The organism is Burkholderia sp. HI2761, assembly GCF_002223355.1.
In the GTDB taxonomy this organism is placed as follows: Bacteria; Pseudomonadota; Gammaproteobacteria; order Burkholderiales; family Burkholderiaceae; genus Burkholderia.
The window spans coordinates 782,749-803,434 of the sequence record NZ_NKFN01000004.1 but is presented as its reverse complement, the minus strand read 5'-3'; the positions used below and the strand labels follow the sequence as shown (position 1 = coordinate 803,434).

Here is a 20,686-nt window from a genome sequence, read left to right as displayed (position 1 = left end):
CCATTGTAATGGCAATCCGCGCGAATATTACCTCACCCATCACCTCAAAAATCCCTGACAGAATTGCGAGGGTGAATTGGCGCACAAACGATAATCAACTTTCTTTCAACCACATATCACCTTCCTGAGCCCGGCCAGCTATTGCCGCTCCGTCGATGCATTTCCGCGTCGGTGCACTTCGCTCAGGAGTTTCCGTGATCTCTGATCCCCCTACCTTTGTGCTGATCGGGCTGGACCTCGCGCTCGTCGCCATGTTCGCGGTGGGTTTCTATTGGCTCGCTATCAAGGACCGGCCGGCACGCCGACACGCACCTGTCGCTCCCTCGCCGTCTCACAGCGCAGCCGCCCCGCCTTCCGTCGACGTCGATGAATTTAACGAATGGGAAGCGTACGCGCCTTACCCCGATCACGTTGTCCACGCCGCACATGAAGCCAGCGCCGACTCGGTCGATAGCTATCCGCCGTTCGGCCGCCACGAAGATTCCGCCCTCACATCCTCTGCGATCGATGCTCGCCATGACCTGCACGACGCGATCGATTCGTTGATGGGCGAGCCCGCCAAGCCCGATCCGGCGCCGGCCAAGGCCGCCGCGCCCATGCGGCATAAAAAATGCCAAGGCTGGGAAAGTCTTGGCATCTGCTGTTACATCGATAGGTATTAGTGATCAGCTGACTACCCCTCCGCGCCTCGATCTTGTCGTGTGACGGGTTCGGCATTGCAGCGTACGACACCATTAAAGTGAGCGTTTGTCAGTGAGGGTAGCCCGTCCACATGGATTGTCGGCAATCCAGGTTGACTACAAAAACCTACATGCCGCCTACATGAGCATGCCAACTGAGGACGAGGAATGTAAAAATATCAGCTAACGTGCTGATTTGACTGGCCCGCCCTACACGATTCGAACGTGTGACCTACGGCTTAGAAGGCCGTTGCTCTATCCAACTGAGCTAAGGGCGGTCGGGGAGAAAAGACACGGTCCGACACGGGCCGCATTCGGCATCGGGCTTTTGAGCAACGAGCGGCAGCCACACCGCCCACAACAACACAACTCAAACCCCCGAAACGAAACGGGCCCGGCATGGAGCCGAGCCCGAAATTATACCCGATCATCGCGCCGGATCACGCAAGACCGGCGCCCGCGGCATCAAACCGGCTGCGGATGCAGCATGAACCAGCCGAGGCAGAACACGCCGGCGATCACGCAATACACGCCGAACGAGGCAAGCCGCCCGCGCCCTTCGAAATAGCGCATCAGGAACCGCACGCTCAGGTATGCGGCGATCGCCGTCAGCACGCCGCCGAGCAGCGCGTCGGCGAGCTGGTCGCGCGCATGGAACAGTTTCGGCAGTTCGAGCACGCCCGCGGCAAAGATGATCGGCGTGCCGAGCAGGAACGAGAATTCCGCCGCCTTCTCCGCCGTCAGCCCGGCCGCGTTGCCGGCGATCATCGTCAACCCGCTGCGCGAGAAGCCCGGAATCAGCGCGCCGATCTGCGCAAGGCCCACGAAGAACGCCTGCTTGAACGTCATCTTCTCGGGCGGTCGATGCGCGCGGCTACGCTGAATGCGATCGCCCAGCCACAGCAACACACCATTGACGATCAGCGCGATCGCGACGATCCGCAGATCGTGAAACACGCGTTCGATGCGCTTCTCGAGCAGCAGCCCGACGATGCCGGTCGGGATCGTACCGATGATCAGCGCCCACATCAGGTGCCCGTCGTCGTTCTTGCGGCCGCCGAGCTGCGCGAAGAAACCGCCGATCAGCGCGACCCAGCGCGCACGGAAGTACCACAGCAGCGCCAGCGCGGTGCCGAGGTGGAGCGCGACGAGGAAGGGCAACAGTTGCGGCGCGTGCTTGTCGATATGCATGCCGAACAGCGCCGGCACGAGCAGCGTATGGCCAAGGCTGCTGACGGGGAAGAGTTCGGTGACGCCCTGCAGGACGCTCAGGAATATCAGAAACCAGAGGCTCACGCGTCGGTCCTTTTAGTGAAGATTAAGCGGGAAGGAAGGCGGACGACGCGATGCGCGTCCTGAAAAACGCGCACCGATTATGCCGAGGCCGGATTACTGCGCCAAGGCATTTGGCAGGATATTGCGGCAATGCACACAAACGCTTGCAATTTGTAAGAATTCAGAAAGCAAAAAGCCCGCCATTTGCATGGCGGGCCTGTCGTCTTCGGCAGAAATTGCCGTCAGCGGCCGAGCTGATAGAAAAATAATACCGTGCTACCGGTAAACATGCCGAACAGTGCGATTCCCATTGCCATTGCCAGATCCATGGCCCCCTCCGCGAAGTGTCATGACCCGGCAACATCACCGGTTTAGAGGCATTATCCAGACCGTCGACAGTGTTAAAAACTCGCAATTTCCCGAGAAGGGTTTTCCCCGACCGCTCGCGGCCCGATAATGGAACGCACGTTGCTCCCGTCACCCGCCCAACCCGATTCGCCATGCCGATCTTCCAGCAACACGACATTCACGAACTTCACGCCGGCCCGTCGCTAGTCCGGGTCGCCCCGCAATTCGGCGGCCGCCTGCTGTCCTGGCACGTCGACGGCGAACCGGTGATCTTCTGGCCGGAAACCGCCGACTGGAGCAATCTCGCCCGTGTGCGGGGCGGCAATCCGCTGCTGTTCCCGTTCCTCGGCCGTCACCGCGTCGACGGTGAAATCGGCCGTTGGCGCGACGCCGACGGCGTGGTTCGCGATCTGCCGATGCACGGTTTCGCGCGCGATCTGCCGTTCGACGCGCATCCGTCGGCCGACGGCGCCGCGCTGACGATGACGCTCGACGCGAACGACGCGCTGCGCGCGAGTTACCCGTTCGATTTCCGGTTCGAGACGACCTACCGGCTCGCCGACGCGCATACGCTGGAAGTCGCGCTGACGACGACCAATCGCGGCGACACGCCGCTGCCCTATTACGCCGGCCACCATTTCTACTTCGCGCTGCCGCACGGCGAGCGGGCCGATACGCTGCTCGAGTTGCCGCCGACGCATCGTTGCCAGCAGCGCGCGGACGGCTCGATCAGCCCGGTCGAACCGGGCGAAGCCCGTTACCGCCTCGACGATCCGGACATCCTCGACCGCTTCCACTGCCTCGACGGCGAGCCGTCCGCGCCGGTGCGCATCGTGATGCCTGGCCGCGGCCGCACGATCGAGATCGCGCTGGACGTGCCGGGCTCGATCCCGTGGTACGCGGTCACGACGTGGACCGAAAAGCCGGATTCGGACTTCTATTGCGTCGAGCCATGGCTCGGCCTGCCCGATGCGATCCACAACGGCCTCGGGCTGCGCATGCTCGCGCCGGGCGCGACCGAAACGGCCGCGCTGCGGATCCGCGTTGCCCCGCTCGCCGGCTGATTCGGCACGCGTCGAACCGGGGTACTGCGGGCCGCCAGCGACCGAAACTGCGGTGCGCGGGTCGAACCCGTTAAAATCGGACGTTTTGTGTTGCCTGCCGCGTCACGCGCGGCGGGGTTTTGCGAGGTTCAATGTTCGGAACAACAACGAAGCGACTCTTCGCAGCCGCCTGCGCCGCCCTGCTCGTCGCGTGCGGCTCCGCGCCCGTCGGCCCCGGGTTCTACCGCGTCGAGCGTGGCGACACGCTCTACAAGATCGCGCGCGACAATCGCACGTCGGTACAGAGCATCGTGCGCTGGAACCAGATGACGAATCCCGATGCGATCGAAGTCGGACAGGTGCTGCGCGTCGCGCCGCCGCCCGGCACGGCCACCGCGTCGACGCCATCGACCACCGGCACCGGCAGCGCGGGCCGCGCGCGCCCGGCCCCTTCCGCGCCGGTCGAATCGGCCGTGAAACCGGCCACGAGCATTGCGCTGATCTGGCCGGCGGCCGGCAACGTGGTGCGCACGTTCGACGGCTCGAAATCGAAGGGCATCGACATCGCGAATTCGCCGGGCACGCCGGTGGTCGCGGCCGCACCGGGTGTCGTGGTCTATGCCGGTAACGGGCTGCGCGGCTACGGCAACCTGATCATTCTGAAGCACAACGCCGATTACCTGACGGCCTACGCGCACAACCGCGCGCTGCTGGTGAAGGAAGGCCAGTCGGTCACGCAAGGGCAATCGATCGCGGAGATGGGCAACAGCGACAGCGATCGCGTCGCGCTGCATTTCGAGTTGCGCTATGGCGGCCGCTCGATCGATCCGTCACGCTACCTGCCGGCGCGCTGAGCGCACGACAGACGACACGCGACGCCGGCACGCATCGCGTGCCGTCGCGGCGAAAACGGAAAAAATCGAGTCAGCGCTTGCGCAGACGTCCGGTGAAACGGCCGGACAACGGATCGACATGACGAGCAAACGCCACCAGCACACCGATTCCGATCAGGCTGAACCCCGCAGCTATCAGAAGCAAATCCATGGTCACACCACTGTTTTGTCTTGATCTTATGCGTCATTGTGGAATCGTGCACTGAGCCGAGGCGATTGGACGAGCCCGAACATTCCCTATCAGCAAACACCATTGTGGATTCGTCTGCGTGAAATCCTGATGTAAGCCGTTCACCCGACGCCACGCCGACACCCAGGAGACCATGCGATGCTGCCCGCCGCCGACCGCTACGACCACCTCCTCTCCCGCTTCCACTGGGACATTCCGGCGCGCTACAACATCGCCGTGGACGTATGCGACAAATGGGCAGACGGCAGCGGACGCCTCGCGCTGATCCACGAAACGGCGCAAGGCGACGTTTTCCGCATCACGTTCGACGACCTGAGGAATGCTTCTAACCGGCTCGCGAACAGCTTTGCGCGGGCCGGCTTGCGGCGCGGCGACCGGATCGGCATCTTTCTCGCGCAGGGCCCCGAAACGGCGATCGCCCATCTCGCCGCGTACAAGCTCGGCGCGATCGCAGTGCCGCTCTTCACGCTGTTCGGCGTCGATGCGCTCGAGTACCGGCTCGCGAACAGCGAGGCCGCCGCGCTCGTCACCGACGCGGCCGGCTACGCGAAGATCGCGCCGCTGCGGGCGCAACTGCCGGCGCTGCATACCGTCTACTGCATCGGCGACGATGCGCCCGACGCGCCGGGCGTGCTGCACTATGACGCGGCGCTCGCCGCCGAAGCACCGGAGTTCGTGCCGGCCGATACGGCCGTCGACGATCCGGCCGTGATCATCTATACGTCCGGCACGACGGGCAAGCCGAAAGGCGCGCTCCACGCGCATCGCGTGCTGCTCGGCCACCTGCCCGGCGTCGAGATGTCTCAGCAATGCTTCCCGCGCGACGCACGCCTGTTCTGGACGCCCGCCGACTGGGCATGGATCGGCGGGCTGCTCGACGTGCTGCTGCCGTCATGGCATCACGGCGTGCCGGTGCTCGCGCGCCGCTTCGAGAAATTCGACGGGGACGCGGCGTTTGCGCTGATGGCGCGGCACGGCGTCACCCATGCCTTCCTGCCGCCCACCGCACTGAAGCTGATGCGCGCCGTCGCGGCGCCGCGCGAACGCTACGCGCTGTCGCTGAAATCGGTCGCAAGCGGCGGCGAATCGCTCGGTACCGAACTGACGGCGTGGGGCCGCGACGCGCTCGGCGTGACGATCAACGAGTTCTATGGGCAAACCGAGTGCAACATGGTGCTGTCGTCGTGCGCGGCGTTGTTCGATGCGCAGCCCGGCGCGATCGGCAAGGCGGTGCCCGGCCATGCGGTCGCGATCGTCGACGCGGCGGGCGCGCCGCTGCCGCCCGGCGTCGAAGGCCGTATCGCGGTGCGCCGCCCCGATCCGGTGATGTTTCTCGAATACTGGCGCAACCCCGGCGCGACGCGCGACAAGTTCGCCGGCGACTACCTGCTCACCGGCGATACGGGCACGATCGACGCCGACGGTTTCGTGCGCTTCGTCGGCCGCGACGACGACGTGATCACGAGCGCCGGTTACCGGATCGGCCCGGGCCCGATCGAGGACTGCCTGCTCACGCATCCGGCGGTGCGGATGGCGGCCGTCGTCGGCGTGCCCGACACGACGCGCACCGAAATCGTCAAGGCGTTCGTCGTGCTGAATCCCGGCCACGTAGGCGACGCCGCGCTCGTCGGCGCGCTGCAGGAACACGTGCGCACGCGGCTCGCCGCGCACGAGTATCCGCGCGCGATCGCGTTCGTCGACAGCCTGCCGATGACCGCCACCGGCAAGATCGTGCGCCGCGCGCTGCGCGATGCGTGAGCGGCCTGCCCCCGCTCGGCCCGCCCGGCCGGATGGTTTATAGTGGCGCCACGCAGCTATTCCAGAAAACCGATGTCCTCTGATCAACACTCCGCCACGGGCGCGTCGCACAGCCCGCTCTACGCCAAACTCCTCGGCGAGACCGCCAAGATCGACTGGTGCGATCTCGAGCGCTTCTTCGCGCAGGGCAAGCTGCTGTCGATTGCGCGCGACCTCGATCTCGTCAGCGTCGCGGAAGCGGTCGCCAGCGACGATGCCGAACAGGTCACGCGCTGGCTGTCATCCGGACTCGTCGCGCGCATGCCGGCCGAGACCGCCGCCGACTACGCGGCGCGCAACCCGGAGCTGTGGGCGGTCGTCGTCTCGCCGTGGGTCTGCGTGCAGGAACGCGCCTGACGCGTCCGCCATGTCCGAATCCGCCTTACCGCACGGAGCCGGCGCCCCCGCGGCCGCCGTCACGCATCGGCGCGTCCTCGCGCTCGCGTTCCCGATCGTCATCGCGAACCTGACCCAGCCGGTCCTCGGCGCCGTCGACACGGCCGTCGCCGGCCACCTCGACGGGGCGCAATATCTCGGCGGCGTCGCGCTCGGCGGGCTGTTCTTCAATTTCGTGTTCTGGGGCTTCGGCTTTCTTCGGATGGGGACGACCGGCCTCGTCGCGCAAGCGCATGGCGCCGGCGACGCCCCAGGGATCCGCCTGAATCTGCTGCGCGCGCTGATCGTCGCGTTCGCGCTCGGCGCCGCGGTGCTCGCGCTGCAGGTGCCGCTGCTGTCGTTCGCGCTCTCCGTGCTCGGCGGCAGCGATGCCGTCCACGCGACGGCGCTCGCCTACAGCCACGCACGGATCTGGAGCGCGCCGTTCGCGCTCGCGAACTACGTGGTGCTCGGCTACCTGCTCGGCGTGCAGCGCGTTCGGCTCGCACTCGTCGCGCAAGTGTTCATCAATGCGGTGAACATCGGCGCCGTGCTGCTCTACGTGTACGGTTTCGGTTGGGGCATCGCCGGCATCGGCGCCGCGACCGCCACCGCGGACGCGTGCGGCTTCGCGCTCGGCGCGTGGATGCTGTGGCGGCTGCGGCCGCGCGGCCTTGCACCGCTCGCGGTACGCGCGCTTGCCGACCGCATCGCGCTCAAGCGGCTGATCATGCTCAATCGCGACATCTTCCTGCGCACGCTGTGCCTGCTCGGCGCGTTCGGGTGGTTCGCGCATCTCGGCGCGAAACAAGGCGACGCGACGCTCGCCGCGAATGCGCTGCTGCTGAATTTTCAGACTTTCATGGCGTATGGCCTCGACGGCTTCGCGCATGCGGCCGAGGCGCTCGTCGGCGCGGCGGCCGGCGCGCGCGATCGTCACGCATTCCGGCAGGCCGTGCGCGTCACGCTGTTCTGGTCGGCGCTCGGCGCGCTGCTGTTCGCGCTCGCTTACTGGGCGGCGGGCGGCTGGATCGTCGCGCGTCTGACCGATCAGGCCGAGATCCGCGCCGTCGCGCTGCGCTACCTGCCGTGGGCCGCGATCTCGCCGATCGTGTCGGTCTGGGGCTTCCTGCTCGACGGCGTGTTCATCGGCGCGACGCAGACGCAATCGTTGATGCGCGCGATGGCCGTGTCGTTGTCGATCTTCATCGTGGCCACGCTCGCCGCCGTCGGCACCTTCGGCAATCACGGCCTCTGGTTCGCGCTGCTGCTGTTCATGGCGGCGCGCGGCGCGACGCTCGCGCGCTACCTGCCGGCGCTGTTGCGGCGCATCGGCGCCGACCCGCAGGCCGCGTCCGCGGCCCGTGCGTGACAGTGGGCCGCGCGAGCGTTACTGCACGGGTTTCGGCGACGGCGCATCGAGCATCGACGGCGGCGTCATGTCGGTCGGCACGCCGTGATAGTCGGCCGGGTCCGCCGGCGGGTGGCCACGGCGCGCCTGGCGGGGATCGCTGCTGCAGGCGGCAAGAAGGGATGCGACCAGCACGGCCAGCATGAAACGGGTCATCAGGTAGGGCTCCGGAAGACGGCGCGCCCATCGCACGCCGGGACCGCGCCGAGTCTAGCGGAAATCCGGTTTCAGGGTTGCGCCGCGCATGTCCTACTATGTACGCATGGCGCTGTGCCGTTGAAAGGAGGCTGCCATGTCGTCGGAAGAAATTGCGGGCCTGATCGGCCTGTTCATCGGTGTGATGGTGCTGGTCGCGCTGTCGTACTTCGAGTCGCGCGAATACAAGCGCAGCCACGAAGGCGAAGGAATGATCCACCACTGGATGGCGGAACACCACCTGCTCGACTGGCGGCGCAAGCACTGAGCGCACCGGCTGCCGTGCGGCCCTCCTTCGGGCCGCCGCGAACGTGCCGCCCAGCGGCGCGGTGCTAGCTGCGTACCGCTGAAATTATCAGGGCCCGATACGCACACACGGACCGGATACACGAACGCCGTCGCGCGGCACCGGCCACGCGACGGCGTTCGCTTGCGCGCGCCGCGCCTCGGAAGGCGCGCCGCGATTCGGACCGCTCAACCCAGGAAGTGGCGGGCGTAGCGCGCGTTGATGTCCGACAGGCGGAACAGCGTCAGGAAATCCGCGCAGTTGAAGTCGGGATCCCAGGCCGGTGCACCGCAAATCTTCGCGCCGAGACGCAGGTAACCCTTGATCAGCGGCGGCGGCGCGACGACGGTGCCGGTCTGCAGTTCGTCGACCGGCAGCGCCGTGTGCGGGAACGCACGATACTCGGGTGCCGTCAGCGAACCTGCCGACAGCGACTGATACAGGTTCGCCGCGTAGTGACCGCCATCGGCCATCGACACGCTCGCGCAGCCGAGCATCGTCTCGTAGCCGTTCTGCATCATGTACGCGCCGAGGCCGCCCCACAGCGCCATGATGACGGCGCCGCTGCGGTAGTCGCTGTGCACGCACGAGCGACCGACCTCGACCATCTTGCCGCGCAGGTGCGTGAGGCGCGACAGGTCGAATTCGCCTTCGGCGTACAGGCGGCCGACACGCGCCGCCTGGTGCGGCGGCAGCACGCGGTACGTGCCGACGACTTTCAGCGTGTCGAGATCGCGAACCAGCAGGTGATCGCAATACGCGTCGAACGGATCGACGTCGAGACCGGAAGGGCCGCTGACTTGCGCGCCCATCTCTTCGGCGAACACGCTGTAGCGCAGGCGCTGGGCTTCGCGCAATTCGTCTTCCGTACGCGCCCATGCGGCGCGCAGGCGATACTCCGATGTGACGGTTTCACTGGCGCGCGGCAGGTGGCGCCGCGACGTGTCGAGGGGCAGCGAGGCAAAAGGGAGCGTAGGCGTCGGCAGTTCTCGCATTAGGCTTTCCTGATCGTAAGGAATAGGACGACATGCCCGCCAATGTAGTAATCGGCCGTGACCGTTATGTGGCACGACCGTGTCCTTTCAATGACGTGTCGCCGATTTGACTTTAGCAGAAAGCTTGCGAAACCGTATGATCAATCCCTTCAAACCAATTCAGACGGGCCTCACACCAGTTCGGGCGTCAGGAAGGCGCGCAGCACGGCCTGCCGGCTGCCGTCGCGCGTGCGGCTCGCCAGCCACACGATTCCGCCCTTCTTGACGCTCCAGCTGTCGTCGCCGCCGGCGATCAATTGCGCGGCGACGCTGCCGAGCGTCGGCTGGTGGCCGACGATCACGACCGTCGGCGCGATGCCTTCCGGCCAGCCGGCCGCCGCCAGCACGTCGTCGACGCTGCCGCCCGGCGCGAGTGCATCGACGGTGCGGTACTGGTCGGTCAGCGCCTCGACGGTCTGTACGGTGCGCGCCGCCGGGCTCGCGAGGATCACGGTATTCGTCTCGAGCCGGCCGCGCAGCCATTTGGCCATCGTTTGCGCGTCCTTGCGGCCGCGCACGGTCAGTTGGCGCGCGAGATCGCTCGTCGCGTAGTCTTCGGCCTCGGCATGGCGCCACAGAATCAGGTTCATCATGATGTTCTCCTTGCTCCGGCGAGCGGCCGCGCGCGCTTGCGTGCGGACCGGCCGATCATCACGAGAATTGTCGCAAATCCTGGCCGGTTCGCGGCCGCGGCATTTACCCGCATATCTTGATTGACCGAATCGGTCGTTCGACGTTATTATCTTTGGCTCGTCGGAGCGTAGCGCAGCCTGGTAGCGCATCTGATTTGGGATCAGAGGGTCGTAGGTTCGAATCCTATCGCTCCGACCAAGGAATCAAGGGGTTACGGTTGAACACCGTAGCCCCTTTTCCGTTTACGGGCACTTTTTACGGTCCTTGAATCGGCCGTCCATTTTCGGGGCTCGCGGCGATGCGGCCCGGACACGGTTCAACTGCCAAGCCCGCGCACGGAACTTGCTGGAACACGCGATAATACGTGTGAACAACCCGCAAACCGCGCATGAAAAACAACGTTCTCAAGCCAATCCTCTGCGCGTCGCTACTCGTGCTTGCCACCGCCGGCACCGCGTCGGCGAAAGCGCTCGACGACGCGCTCGACTGCCATTCGACCGGCCACAAGTTCGTCGCGCCGCTGCTCGCCGCCGGCGACATCCAGTCGGAGCCGATGCACGTCGAATCGAACTCGGTCAATGCATTCCGCACGAACCGCCCGCTGACGGCCTACGGCTTCGGCGTCTACGTCGTGCTCGGCTACCAGGCGAACGACCCGATCTTCCGGGCGGGCGACGGCACGCCGATCGGCGACTGGGCCTACGGGGTCGTCGTGCGCGGCACGAAGAGTTCGGTCGAGGAAGCGGTGCGCAAGGCCGGCAGCGACGCAACCGTCAAGCAGGCGTTCCCGTTCCTGACGGCGATCGTCTGCTCGTCGGACTGAGCGGACCGCCACACGAGTGCGGCCGCGCCTGACGGCGCGCCGCCGCGTATCGCCTCCAACCGGCGCCCCGAGCGTCTTGCGGGCCCGCTATCGACCTGTCACGCGCCGGTATACACCACGCGATACGGGATACCGACCTTCTCCCACTCCGCCGCCTCCTGGCTGAGACTGTAGTCGGTCAACGGGTTCTGCTCGACCCATGCGCCCGGCAGACGCACCTCATACCCGCCCTTCTTCATCCGCGAAACGGAAATGTCGGGTAGCCCCGCATCGGTCCGGCGCCGGCACAGCAGCGCCGCGAGCCGCAGGCAGAACAGCAGCGGCCATTCGACCTCGCGCGCCTGCGACAGTTTGCCGAGCTTGCCCGCATGGCCGAGCACGAGCGCGGCGAGCCGCGCCTGGTCGGTACGCGAAAAACCCGGCATGTCCGCGTTGCTCGCGATATAGGCCGAATGCTTGTGATACGCGCTGTGCGAGATCGACAGGCCGATCTCGTGCAACGCGGCCGCCCAGCCGAGGAACATCCGCCCTTCCTCGCGCGCTTCCTCGTCGTCTTCCTCGAGTTCGTCGTAGAAACGCCCCGCGAGCGCACCGATCCGCTCGGCCTGCGCACGATCGACGCCGTAGCGGCGCGTGAAGCCCTCGACGGTCACCGCACGCATGTCCTCGTGCTGCGTCCGGCCGAGCAGGTCGTACAGCACGCCGAGGCGCAGCGCGCCGTCGGTCGTATCGACGTAGTCGACGCCGAGTTCCTCGAACACCGCCAGCATGATCGCCAGGCCGCCCGCGAGCACCGGCACGCGGTCGGGCTTCAGCGCGACCAGCTTCAGCCGGTTGACGTTCTCCGACTTGATCAGCGCACGCTTGAGCCGCTCGAGGCCGCCGCGCGAAATGCCGTGGGTGATGCCGGGATCGTTGAAGCCGTTCGCCTCGACGAGCTCCGCGAGCGCGCGCGCGGTGCCGGACGAACCGATCGCCTGGTCCCAGCCGGCCTTCTTGTATTCGCTCGAAATGATCTGGATCTCGCGCTTGGCCGCGAGTTCGGCCTGCCGCATCGTGTATTCGTCGACGTTGCCGGCCGGAAAGAAGGTGCGGCTATGGCTCACGCAGCCGATATAGAGGCTCTCCATCACGATCGGCGTGTAGTGCGAGCCGATGATGAATTCGGTCGAGCCGCCGCCGATGTCGACGACGAGCCGCTTGCCGGCGCTCGCCGGCACCGAGTGCGCGGCGCCCGCATAGATGAGGCGCGCCTCTTCGCGGCCCGCGATCACTTCGATCGGGAACCCGAGCGCCGCCTCGGCCTCGCCGAGGAACTCGGCGGCGTTCTTCGCGACGCGCAGCGTGTTGGTCGCCACCGCGCGCACATGATCGGGATGGAAATCGCGCAGGCGCTCGCCGAACCGCTTGAGCGCCTCCCAGCCACGCTCCTGCGACGCGCGATCGAGCATCTTGTCGCTCGACAGGCCCGCGGCCAGCCGAACCGGCTCGCGCAGCGCATCGACGGGATAGATCTGGCTGCCCGCCGGCGTTTCCTCGACGCGCCCGACGATCAGCCGGAAGCTGTTCGAGCCGAGATCCACGGCAGCCAGCAAGTGGGGAGTTGTAACCATCAGAAGGGGGCTCCGTGCGCGTTCTTCCGCGGCAGCCGTTCCGGCAACCGCGCGGGATCAATCAAAGGCGACATTTTAAGCGTGGAACGCTTGCCGTTGCCACGCTTCACGGGCATGCACACTGCTCGATTCCATATAGCCGAAACATTTATGCGACGAAAGGGTTACGGCGTAGAATTTCCCGATATAAAACCATTACTGTCATCAGCACGTCATCGTACCGTGAGAGTTTCCGAGCGTCCTTTCGAATCATCGCCTGAATCACCCCCTACTCTGCCGATGTCCGTCCGTTACCCGCTTCTCAATCGTGAACTCGGCATCCTCGGTTTCAACGAGCGCGTGCTGGCCCAGGCGGCCGATCCGCAAGTCCCGTTGCTCGAGCGCCTGCGCTTCATCTGCATCACCAGCAGCAATCTCGACGAATTCTTCGAAGTCCGGATGGCCGGCCTGCAGGAGCAAATCCGCGACAACCCCGGCGCGCTGACGCCCGACGGCATGTCGTTACAGCACGCTTACGATCTCGTCGTCGAACGCGCGCAGCGGCTCGTTCATCGACAGTACACGATGCTGCACGAAACCGTGCTGCCGGCGCTCGAACAGGAAGGCATCTACTTCCACGCGAGCGACTCGTGGAACGACGAGCAGCTCGAATGGGCGCGCCACTACTTCCTCGACGAACTGCTGCCCGTGCTGACGCCGATCGGCCTCGATCCCGCCCACCCGTTCCCGCGCGTGCTGAACAAGAGCCTGAACTTCGTCGTCGAGCTCGAAGGCCGCGACGCGTTCGGCCGCCAGGCCGTGATGGGCATCGTGCAGGCGCCGCGCGCGCTGCCGCGCGTGGTGCGCATGCCGCATGCGCTGTCGGGTTTCGAGCACGGCTTCGTGCTGTTGAGCTCGTTCATGCAGCGCTTCGTCGGCGAACTCTTCCCGCAACTCGTCGTGAAGAGCTGCAACCAGTTCCGCATCACGCGCAACAGCGAGCTGTTCGTCGACGAAGACGAAATCACGAACCTGCGTGTCGCGCTGCAGGGCGAACTGCCCGCGCGCCATCTCGGCAACGCGGTACGCCTCGAAGTATCGGCCGACACGCCGCTGCACATCGTGCGACGCCTGCTCGAGGAAAGCGAACTCGGCGACAAGGACTGCTATCGCGTGGCCGGGTCCGTGAATCTCGTGCGCCTGATGCAGATTCCCGATCTCGTCGACCGACCCGACCTGAAGTTCGCGCCGTTCACCGCATCGACCCCTGCCGCCATCACCAACGCGCCGACGATGTTCGACGCGATCGACGCCGGCGACATCCTGCTGCATCACCCGTACGAGAGCTTCCAGCCCGTGCTCGAACTGCTGCAGCAGGCCGCGAAAGACCCGAGCGTCGTCGCGATCAAGCAGACGATCTACCGCACGGGCACCGTCTCGCCGCTGATGGACGCGCTGATGGAAGCCGCGCGCAACGGCAAGGAAGTGACCGTCGTCGTCGAGCTGCTCGCGCGCTTCGACGAGGAAACCAACATCAACTGGGCGTCGCAGCTCGAAGCCGTCGGCGCGCATGTCGTGTACGGCGTGGTCGGCCACAAGTGCCACGCGAAGATGATGCTGATCGTGCGACGCGTCGTGCAGAGCGGCAAGGCGACGCTGCGCCGCTACGTGCACCTCGGTACCGGCAACTACCATCCGCGCACCGCGCGCCTCTACACCGACTTCGGGTTGATGACGGCCGACCAGAAGATCTGCGAGGACGTTCATCACGTCTTCCAGCAACTGACCGGGATCGGCGGCGAACTGACGCTGCACGAGCTGTGGCAGTCGCCGTTCACGCTGCATCCGCGCATCATCGATTCGATCCGCGCGGAGATCGACAATGCGCAGGCCGGCAAGCGCGCGCGCATCGTCGCGAAAATGAACGCGCTGCTGGAGCCGTCGGTGATCGCCGCGCTGTACGAAGCGTCGCAGGCCGGCGTCAAGGTCGACCTCATCGTGCGCGGCGTGTGCGCGCTGAAGCCCGGCGTGCCGGGGCTGTCGGAAAACATCACGGTGCGCTCGATCGTCGGCCGCTTCCTCGAACACCACCGCATCTACTATTTCCACGCGGGCGGCGCCGAGGAAGTCTATCTGTCGAGCGCCGACTGGATGGACCGCAACCTGTTCCGCCGCGTCGAAGTCGCGTTCCCGGTCCGCGAGCGCAAGCTCAAGCGGCGCGTGATCGCCGAAGGGCTGTCGGTATGCCTCGGCGACAACCAGTCGGCATGGCAGATGCACAGCGACGGCCACTATCGCCGCCGCCGCACCGGCAAGACGATCCGCAACGCGCAGCTCGGGCTGCTCGCGAAGTTCTGCACGTGAGCCGTCGGCGCGATGCGGGTCGAGCGCCGCTTCGCCAAAAAAAGCAGCCCGCGGGCTGCTTTTTTTACGCCGGACCGCTACGCGATCATGCTTCGTAAGCGGCCGGACGGATCGCGATGATGCGCGAGCCCGGGAACCGCGCGGTGAACGTACTGCCGCGCCCTTCCTCGCTCTGCACGTACAGATGCGCGTCGTGCCGCTGCAGCACGTGCTTGACGATCGCAAGCCCGAGGCCCGTGCCGCCCGTATCGCGCGAACGGCTGCGGTCGACGCGGTAGAAGCGCTCGGTGAGCCGCGGCAGGTCCGCGGCCGGAATCCCGAAGCCGCTGTCGGTGACGGAAAACACGCCCTGCGCGCCCTCGCGCCGCCACGACACGACGATCTTGCCGCCGTCCGGCGTATAGCGGATCGCGTTCGTGACGAGATTCGCGAACGCGCTGAACAGCTCCGTCTGCGCCCCCGTGACGCCGAGCGTCTCGTCGATCGAGAACGCGATGTCGTGATGCCCGCTCGACAGCGTCTGCGCATCTTCCTTCAGATGATCGAACACCGCGCGCATGTCGATCGCGTGATCGACCGGCGGCCTGCTCTCGCCTTCCAGCTTCGCGAGCACCAGCAGGTCGGTCACGATGTGCCGCATCCGCGACGCCTGCTGCTCCATCATGTCGAGATAGCGCGCGCGATCCTCCTCGTTCAGCGGCAGCTCGCGCATCGTCTCGAGGAAGCCCGACAGCACGGTGAGCGGCGTCTTCAACTCGTGCGACACGTTCGCGACGAAGTCGCGCCGCATCGCGTCGGTGCGCTCGAGCTCGGTGATGTCCTGGGTGAGCAGCAGCTTGCGGTTCTCGCCGTACGGAAACACCTGCACGGCCAGCACGTTCTGCCGCGAGTCGCCCATGCCGCGCATCAACAGCGTCTCCTCGTAATGCTGCGCATTCAGGTAGCGGACGAAATCGGGATGGCGCACCAGGTTCGTGATGTGCTGGCGCAGGTCGCGCTTCGCATCGAGGCCGAAATGGACTTCGGCGATCGCGTTGCACCACTCGATCTGGTCGTGGTCGTCGAGCATCGCGACGCCGTTCGGCGATGCCTGGATCGCCTGGATGAAGCGCGAGTGCTGCTGTTCGACCTGGCGCACCTGCGCATGCCACTGCTTCGCGAGCTTGTGCAGCCGATAGTAGATCTCGCCCCAGATGCCCGGCGCGCTCGGCACTTCGCCGTAGACCGGCGCATCGAGCAGGCGCCACAGACGTTGCGTATGGAAGGTGCTGAAAAAGCCCTGCGCGACCAGCATCACGACCACGAACACGAGGCCCGCGGTCGGGCCGGCGAAGACGCCGACCAATACGCCGATCAGCACGAGCAGCACGAGCGACACCAGAAAGCGCGCCCAGATGATGTTCATGATTCAGCGTCCGAAAGAATGAACGGCACGCCGCGGCACACGGCATGCCCGAATACGTTACGCGTGCTTGGCGAGGCGGTAGCCGCTGCCGCGCACGGTTTCGATCATCGCATCGCAGCCGGCCGGTTTCAAGGCCGCGCGCAATCGTTTGATGTGCACGTCGACGGTGCGCTCCTCGACGAACACGTGGTCGCCCCACACCTGGTCGAGCAGCTGCGTGCGGCTGTGCACGCGCTCCGGATGCGTCATGAAGAAATGCAGCAGGCGGAACTCGGTCGGGCCGAGATCGAGCTTGATCTCGCTGCCGTCCCCGTGCGCGGCGACGCGATGCGTGGCCGGGTCGAGGCGCAGCCCGTTGATCGACACGACGTCCTCGGTCAGCTGCGGCGCGCGGCGGCGCAGCACGGCCTTGATGCGCGCCATCAATTCCTTCGGCGAGAACGGCTTCGTCACGTAGTCGTCCGCGCCGATCTCGAGGCCGAGCACCTTGTCCTGCTCGTCGCCGCGGGCGGTGAGCATGATGATCGGGATGTGTTTGGTCCGTTCGTTGTTGCGCAGGTCGCGCGCGAACGCGATACCGGACTTGCCCGGCAGCATCCAGTCGAGCAGCACGAGATCGGGCAGCACATCGCTGATCAGGTTCTGCGCCTGTTCGGCGTTGTACGCACGGATCGGGCAGTGACCGGCGTGCTGGAGATTCACCGAGATCAGTTCGGAAATCGCGGGCTCATCTTCAACGACGAGAATGTTGCTGGGCATCGGCACCTCTGTTCTTCCTATACGGAGTCGATTAACTGTTGGCTTCGCGATCGAGCGTGTCGCGCGGCTGGTGCCGCACGTCGGTGCCCTTCACGATGTAGATGATGAATTCGGCGATGTTCTTCGCGTGGTCGCCGATCCGTTCGATCGCCTTCGCGATGAACAGGTAGTCGAGGCCGACCGAGATCGTGCGCGGATCTTCCTGCATGTACGACACGAGCTTGCGCACGAACGCGCGGAATTCCATGTCGATTTCCTTGTCGTCCTTGACGATCTGCGCGGCGGCCACCGTATCGAGACGCGCGAACGCATCGAGCGCGCGGCGCAGGATCGACACGGCCATCTCGCCCGACACCTTGATCTCGGCGATGTTGACCGCACGCGCGGCCGGCTCGTCGACCAGGCGGCGCACGCGCTTCGCGATCTTCTCGGCCTCGTCGCCGGCGCGCTCGAGGTTCGTAATCGTTTTCGAAATCGACATCAAAAGGCGCAGGTCGCGCGCGGCCGGCTGCCTCCGCGCGATGATGTTGCCGCACTCCTGGTCGATGTCCACTTCCATCGCGTTCAGCGTTTCCTCGGCCGTGATCACCTTCTCGGCCGCATCGCGATCGAATTCGTTCAGCGCGTGCATCGCGCCGACGATCTGCGACTCCACGAGTCCGCCCATTTCCAGCACTTTCGACGACACGGCATTCAGGTCCGCATCGAACTGGCTCGACAGATGTTTATCCGACATGATTGTTGTTCTCCGTCATCAACCGAAGCGGCCGGTGATGTAGTCTTCCGTTTCCTTGCGCACCGGCTTGATGAAGATCTTTTCGGTCTCGCCGAACTCGATCAGCTCGCCCAGGTACATGTAGGCCGTGTAATCCGAGCAGCGTGCGGCCTGCTGCATGTTGTGCGTGACGATCACGACCGTGTAGTCGCTCTTCAGCTCCGCGATCAGCTCCTCGATGCGGCCCGTCGAGATCGGGTCGAGCGCCGAGCACGGTTCGTCGAGCAGCAGTACTTCCGGACGGATCGCGATACCGCGCGCGATGCACAGACGCTGCTGCTGGCCGCCCGACAGCCCGTAGCCGCTCTGGCCCAGCTTGTCCTTCACTTCGTTCCACAGCGCGGCCTTCGTGAGCGCCCATTCGACGCGGTCGTCCATTTCCGAACGCGTGAGCTTTTCGAACATCTTCACGCCGAACGCGATGTTGTCGTAGATCGACATCGGGAACGGGGTCGGCTTCTGGAACACCATGCCGATCCGCGCGCGCAGCAGCGAGATGTCGCGCTTCGTCGTCAGCAGGTTCTCGCCGTCCATCAGGATTTCGCCTTCGGCGCGCTGCTCCGGATAGAGCGCGAACATCTTGTTGAACGTGCGCAAGAGCGTCGACTTGCCGCAGCCCGACGGGCCGATGAACGCCGTCACCTTCCCTTCGGGAATGCGCAGGTTGATGTTCTTCAGCGCGTGGAACTTGTTGTAGAAGAAGTTGAGGTTGTTGACCTCGATCTTCGCGTTCAGCGGCGCGAGCGGACGGCCATTCGCCGCATCTTGCGTGCCGGCGGGCGCAGCGGTGCGCTCGACGGGATTCAGGTGGCTTTCTGCCATATTCATCGGATTGCTCCGCCGTTACTTTTTCGAGAAGATCGAGCGCGCCAGGACGTTCAGTCCGAGCACCCCGAGCGTAATCAGGAACACGCCCGCCCATGCAAGCGATTGCCATTCCGCGAACGGGCTCATCGCGAACTTGTAGATCGTGACCGGCAGGTTCGCCATCGGCTGGCTCATGTCCCACGAGAAGAACTGGTTCGACAGCGCGGTGAACAGCAGCGGCGCCGTTTCGCCGGCGATCCGCGCGATCGCGAGCAGCACGCCCGTCACGATCCCGCCGACCGACGCGCGCAGCGTGATCTTCAGCACCATGCGCCACTTCGGCGTGCCGAGCGCGACAGCCGCTTCGCGCAGCGCATTCGGCACGAGCTTCAGCATGTTCTCGGTCGTGCGGATCACGATCGGGATCTGCAGCAGCGCGAGTGCGATCACGCCGGCCCAACCCGAGAAGCGCCCCGACTTCGCGACGACGATCGCATACACGAACAGGCCGATGACGATCGACGGCGCCGACAGCAGGATGTCGTTGATGAAGCGGATCGTGCTCGCGAGCAGGTTCTTCTGGCCGTATTCGGCGAGATAGACGCCCGCGAGGATGCCGATCGGCGTACCGACCAGCGTGCCGAAGCCGCACAACAACAGGCTGCCGACGATCGCGTTCGCGAGACCGCCGCCTTCCGTGTTCGGCGCCGGCGTCGATTCGGTGAACAGTTGCAGCGACAGGCCGCCGATGCCGAGGTGCACCGTCGTGTAGAGAATCCACACGAGCCACAGCAGGCCGAAGGCCATCGCGCCGAGCGACGCGGTGAGCGCGATCGCGTTGACGGCCTTGCGCTTGCGCTGCAGGCGGTTGCGCATCGCGTCGAGCGCGGCGCCGGACGGCCCCGGGAAATTCATGATGGGCTCGCTCATTTCTTGCCCTCTCCCTTCTCGAGACGAAGCAGCAGCAGTTTGGAGATGGACAGCACGATGAACGTGATCACGAACAGGATCAGACCGAGTTCCATCAGCGCGGACGTATGCAGACCCGGCTGCGCTTCCGCGAATTCGTTCGCGAGCGCCGACGTGATGCTGTTGCCCGGCGCGAACAGCGACACGCTGTCGAGCAGGTTGGTGTTGCCGATCACGAAGGTCACGGCCATCGTTTCGCCGAGTGCGCGGCCGAGGCCGAGCATCACGCCGCCGATCACGCCGGTCTTCGTGTAGGGCAGCACGACCTTCCACATCACTTCCCAGGTCGTGCAGCCGATTCCGTATGCCGATTCCTTCAGCAGCACCGGCGTGACCTCGAACACGTCGCGCATCACCGACGCGATGTACGGGATGATCATGATCGCGAGGATCACGCCGGCCGCGAGGATGCCGATGCCGATCGGCGCGCCGGACGTCAGCGGGCCGAGCACCCACACGTCCTTGAGCAGGCGGCCGAGCGGTTTCTGGAAGTATTCGGCGAAGATCGGCGCGAACACGAGCAGCCCCCACATGCCGTACACGATCGACGGAATCGCGGCGAGCAGCTCGATCGCGATGCCGAGCGGACGACGCAGCCACACGGGCGCGAGCTCGGTGAGGAACAGCGCGATGCCGAAACTGACCGGCACCGCGATGACGAGTGCGATGAGCGACGTCACGATCGTGCCGTAGATCGGCACGAGCGCGCCGTAGATGTCCGAGTTCGGATCCCACTCGGATTGCCACAGGAAGCCGAGGCCGAACTTCTGGATGGTCGGCAGCGACGCAATGATCAGGGAAACGATGATCCCGCCCAGCAGCAGCAGGGTCACGATCGCGGCGAGCCGTGCAAGGCCGCCGAACAGGATATCCCCGAGACGGCTCGGCGCGCGCTGCTGCGCACTGTCGGGCGATCGGGAGGACGTGTACGAAATATCAGACATGGGTGCCTGCTTTTGATTGCCGGGCGCCGTAACGCCCGGCTTTACCGCACACACTGCCCGACCGGCACGGCCGGGCAGCGAACCGCTG

The 20,686-nt window shown here is 65.6% G+C and carries 20 protein-coding genes and 2 tRNA genes; 10 read left to right on the top strand and 12 right to left on the bottom strand.

Annotated features, from left to right (window positions below; genetic code table 11):
* The first annotated feature begins 194 nt into the window (after positions 1–194).
* The gene (locus CFB46_RS10470; protein ID WP_089499942.1) at positions 195–662 is read left to right on the top strand and encodes a hypothetical protein; all 468 of its coding nucleotides are present in this window, start codon (positions 195–197) and stop codon (positions 660–662) included.
* Positions 663–881: 219 nt separating this feature from the next.
* Here CFB46_RS10470 and CFB46_RS10465 read toward each other — a convergent pair.
* Together CFB46_RS10465 and CFB46_RS10460 are read right to left on the bottom strand one after the other, a co-directional pair.
* A tRNA-Arg gene (locus CFB46_RS10465) sits at positions 882–958 on the bottom strand.
* A 187-nt stretch (positions 959–1,145) separates the two neighbouring features.
* Complete coding sequence (locus CFB46_RS10460; RefSeq protein WP_027784101.1) at positions 1,146–1,976, bottom strand: undecaprenyl-diphosphate phosphatase; 831 nt, start codon at positions 1,974–1,976, stop codon at positions 1,146–1,148.
* A 479-nt stretch (positions 1,977–2,455) separates the two neighbouring features.
* On the opposite strand from CFB46_RS10460, the gene CFB46_RS10455 reads away from it, so the two are divergent.
* From CFB46_RS10455 to CFB46_RS10435, 5 genes are all read left to right on the top strand, one after another.
* A complete protein-coding gene (locus tag CFB46_RS10455) occupies positions 2,456–3,367 on the top strand; it encodes an aldose epimerase family protein (protein ID WP_089499941.1) in 912 nt (303 codons plus the stop codon).
* A gap of 131 nt (positions 3,368–3,498) precedes the next feature.
* Positions 3,499–4,200, top strand: a complete 702-nt coding sequence (locus CFB46_RS10450) for a peptidoglycan DD-metalloendopeptidase family protein (RefSeq protein WP_089499940.1) — start codon at positions 3,499–3,501, stop codon at positions 4,198–4,200.
* Between the two features lie 367 nt (positions 4,201–4,567).
* Positions 4,568–6,187, top strand: a complete 1,620-nt coding sequence (locus CFB46_RS10445) for an acyl-CoA synthetase (RefSeq protein ID WP_089499939.1) — start codon at positions 4,568–4,570, stop codon at positions 6,185–6,187.
* A gap of 72 nt (positions 6,188–6,259) precedes the next feature.
* Positions 6,260–6,583: a DUF2288 domain-containing protein gene (locus tag CFB46_RS10440; RefSeq protein WP_089499938.1), complete on the top strand. Its 324-nt coding sequence runs from the start codon at positions 6,260–6,262 to the stop codon at positions 6,581–6,583.
* A gap of 10 nt (positions 6,584–6,593) precedes the next feature.
* Positions 6,594–7,973, top strand: coding sequence for an MATE family efflux transporter (locus CFB46_RS10435; RefSeq protein ID WP_089499937.1), 1,380 nt, complete (start codon positions 6,594–6,596; stop codon positions 7,971–7,973).
* Positions 7,974–7,991: 18 nt separating this feature from the next.
* Here CFB46_RS10435 and CFB46_RS35860 read toward each other — a convergent pair whose 3' ends face one another.
* Positions 7,992–8,168 (bottom strand): hypothetical protein, encoded by a 177-nt coding sequence (locus CFB46_RS35860; RefSeq protein WP_089499936.1) that lies wholly within the window; start codon positions 8,166–8,168, stop codon positions 7,992–7,994.
* Positions 8,169–8,304: 136 nt separating this feature from the next.
* Between CFB46_RS35860 and CFB46_RS35855 the strand changes: the two genes are divergently transcribed.
* On the top strand, positions 8,305–8,475 hold the full coding sequence (locus CFB46_RS35855) for a hypothetical protein (RefSeq protein ID WP_175888554.1): 171 nt from the start codon (positions 8,305–8,307) through the stop codon (positions 8,473–8,475).
* 206 nt (positions 8,476–8,681) lie between these two features.
* On the opposite strand, the gene CFB46_RS10425 is transcribed toward CFB46_RS35855, so the two are convergent.
* Positions 8,682–9,488, bottom strand: a complete 807-nt coding sequence (locus CFB46_RS10425) for a GNAT family N-acetyltransferase (RefSeq protein ID WP_034206968.1) — start codon at positions 9,486–9,488, stop codon at positions 8,682–8,684.
* Between the two features lie 170 nt (positions 9,489–9,658).
* On the bottom strand, positions 9,659–10,120 hold the full coding sequence (gene sixA / locus CFB46_RS10420) for a phosphohistidine phosphatase SixA (protein ID WP_179235055.1): 462 nt from the start codon (positions 10,118–10,120) through the stop codon (positions 9,659–9,661).
* Positions 10,121–10,281: 161 nt separating this feature from the next.
* Here sixA and CFB46_RS10415 point away from each other — a divergent pair.
* Positions 10,282–10,358, top strand: a tRNA-Pro gene (locus tag CFB46_RS10415).
* Positions 10,359–10,548: 190 nt separating this feature from the next.
* Positions 10,549–10,983, top strand: a complete 435-nt coding sequence (locus tag CFB46_RS10410; protein WP_089499934.1) for a hypothetical protein — start codon at positions 10,549–10,551, stop codon at positions 10,981–10,983.
* A gap of 98 nt (positions 10,984–11,081) precedes the next feature.
* Here the strand turns inward: CFB46_RS10410 and ppx are convergent, their stop codons facing one another.
* Entirely contained in the window at positions 11,082–12,596 is a 1,515-nt protein-coding gene (gene ppx / locus CFB46_RS10405; RefSeq protein WP_027784092.1) for an exopolyphosphatase, read from the bottom strand.
* Between the two features lie 279 nt (positions 12,597–12,875).
* Here ppx and ppk1 point away from each other — a divergent pair, with 279 nt between their 5' ends.
* The gene (ppk1, locus tag CFB46_RS10400; protein WP_089499933.1) at positions 12,876–14,939 is read left to right on the top strand and encodes a polyphosphate kinase 1; all 2,064 of its coding nucleotides are present in this window, start codon (positions 12,876–12,878) and stop codon (positions 14,937–14,939) included.
* Between the two features lie 85 nt (positions 14,940–15,024).
* Here the strand turns inward: ppk1 and phoR are convergent, their stop codons facing one another.
* The 6 genes from phoR to pstC are packed head-to-tail and all read right to left on the bottom strand — an operon-like array spanning position 15,025 to position 20,598.
* Positions 15,025–16,344 carry a phosphate regulon sensor histidine kinase PhoR gene (gene phoR / locus CFB46_RS10395; protein WP_089499932.1) on the bottom strand — a complete coding sequence of 440 codons (1,320 nt, stop codon included), beginning with the start codon at positions 16,342–16,344 and terminating at the stop codon, positions 15,025–15,027.
* A gap of 57 nt (positions 16,345–16,401) precedes the next feature.
* Positions 16,402–17,103: a phosphate regulon transcriptional regulator PhoB gene (gene phoB / locus CFB46_RS10390; protein ID WP_006750313.1), complete on the bottom strand. Its 702-nt coding sequence runs from the start codon at positions 17,101–17,103 to the stop codon at positions 16,402–16,404.
* Between the two features lie 31 nt (positions 17,104–17,134).
* Positions 17,135–17,839, bottom strand: coding sequence for a phosphate signaling complex protein PhoU (phoU, locus tag CFB46_RS10385; RefSeq protein ID WP_027784089.1), 705 nt, complete (start codon positions 17,837–17,839; stop codon positions 17,135–17,137).
* An 18-nt stretch (positions 17,840–17,857) separates the two neighbouring features.
* Positions 17,858–18,706 carry a phosphate ABC transporter ATP-binding protein PstB gene (gene pstB, locus CFB46_RS10380; RefSeq protein ID WP_089499931.1) on the bottom strand — a complete coding sequence of 283 codons (849 nt, stop codon included), beginning with the start codon at positions 18,704–18,706 and terminating at the stop codon, positions 17,858–17,860.
* A gap of 15 nt (positions 18,707–18,721) precedes the next feature.
* Positions 18,722–19,615: a phosphate ABC transporter permease PstA gene (gene pstA, locus CFB46_RS10375; protein WP_089499930.1), complete on the bottom strand. Its 894-nt coding sequence runs from the start codon at positions 19,613–19,615 to the stop codon at positions 18,722–18,724.
* Positions 19,612–20,598 carry a phosphate ABC transporter permease PstC gene (gene pstC, locus CFB46_RS10370; protein WP_089499929.1) on the bottom strand — a complete coding sequence of 329 codons (987 nt, stop codon included), beginning with the start codon at positions 20,596–20,598 and terminating at the stop codon, positions 19,612–19,614. The genes pstA and pstC overlap by 4 nt, the downstream gene beginning before the upstream one ends.
* Positions 20,599–20,686 lie beyond the last annotated feature (88 nt).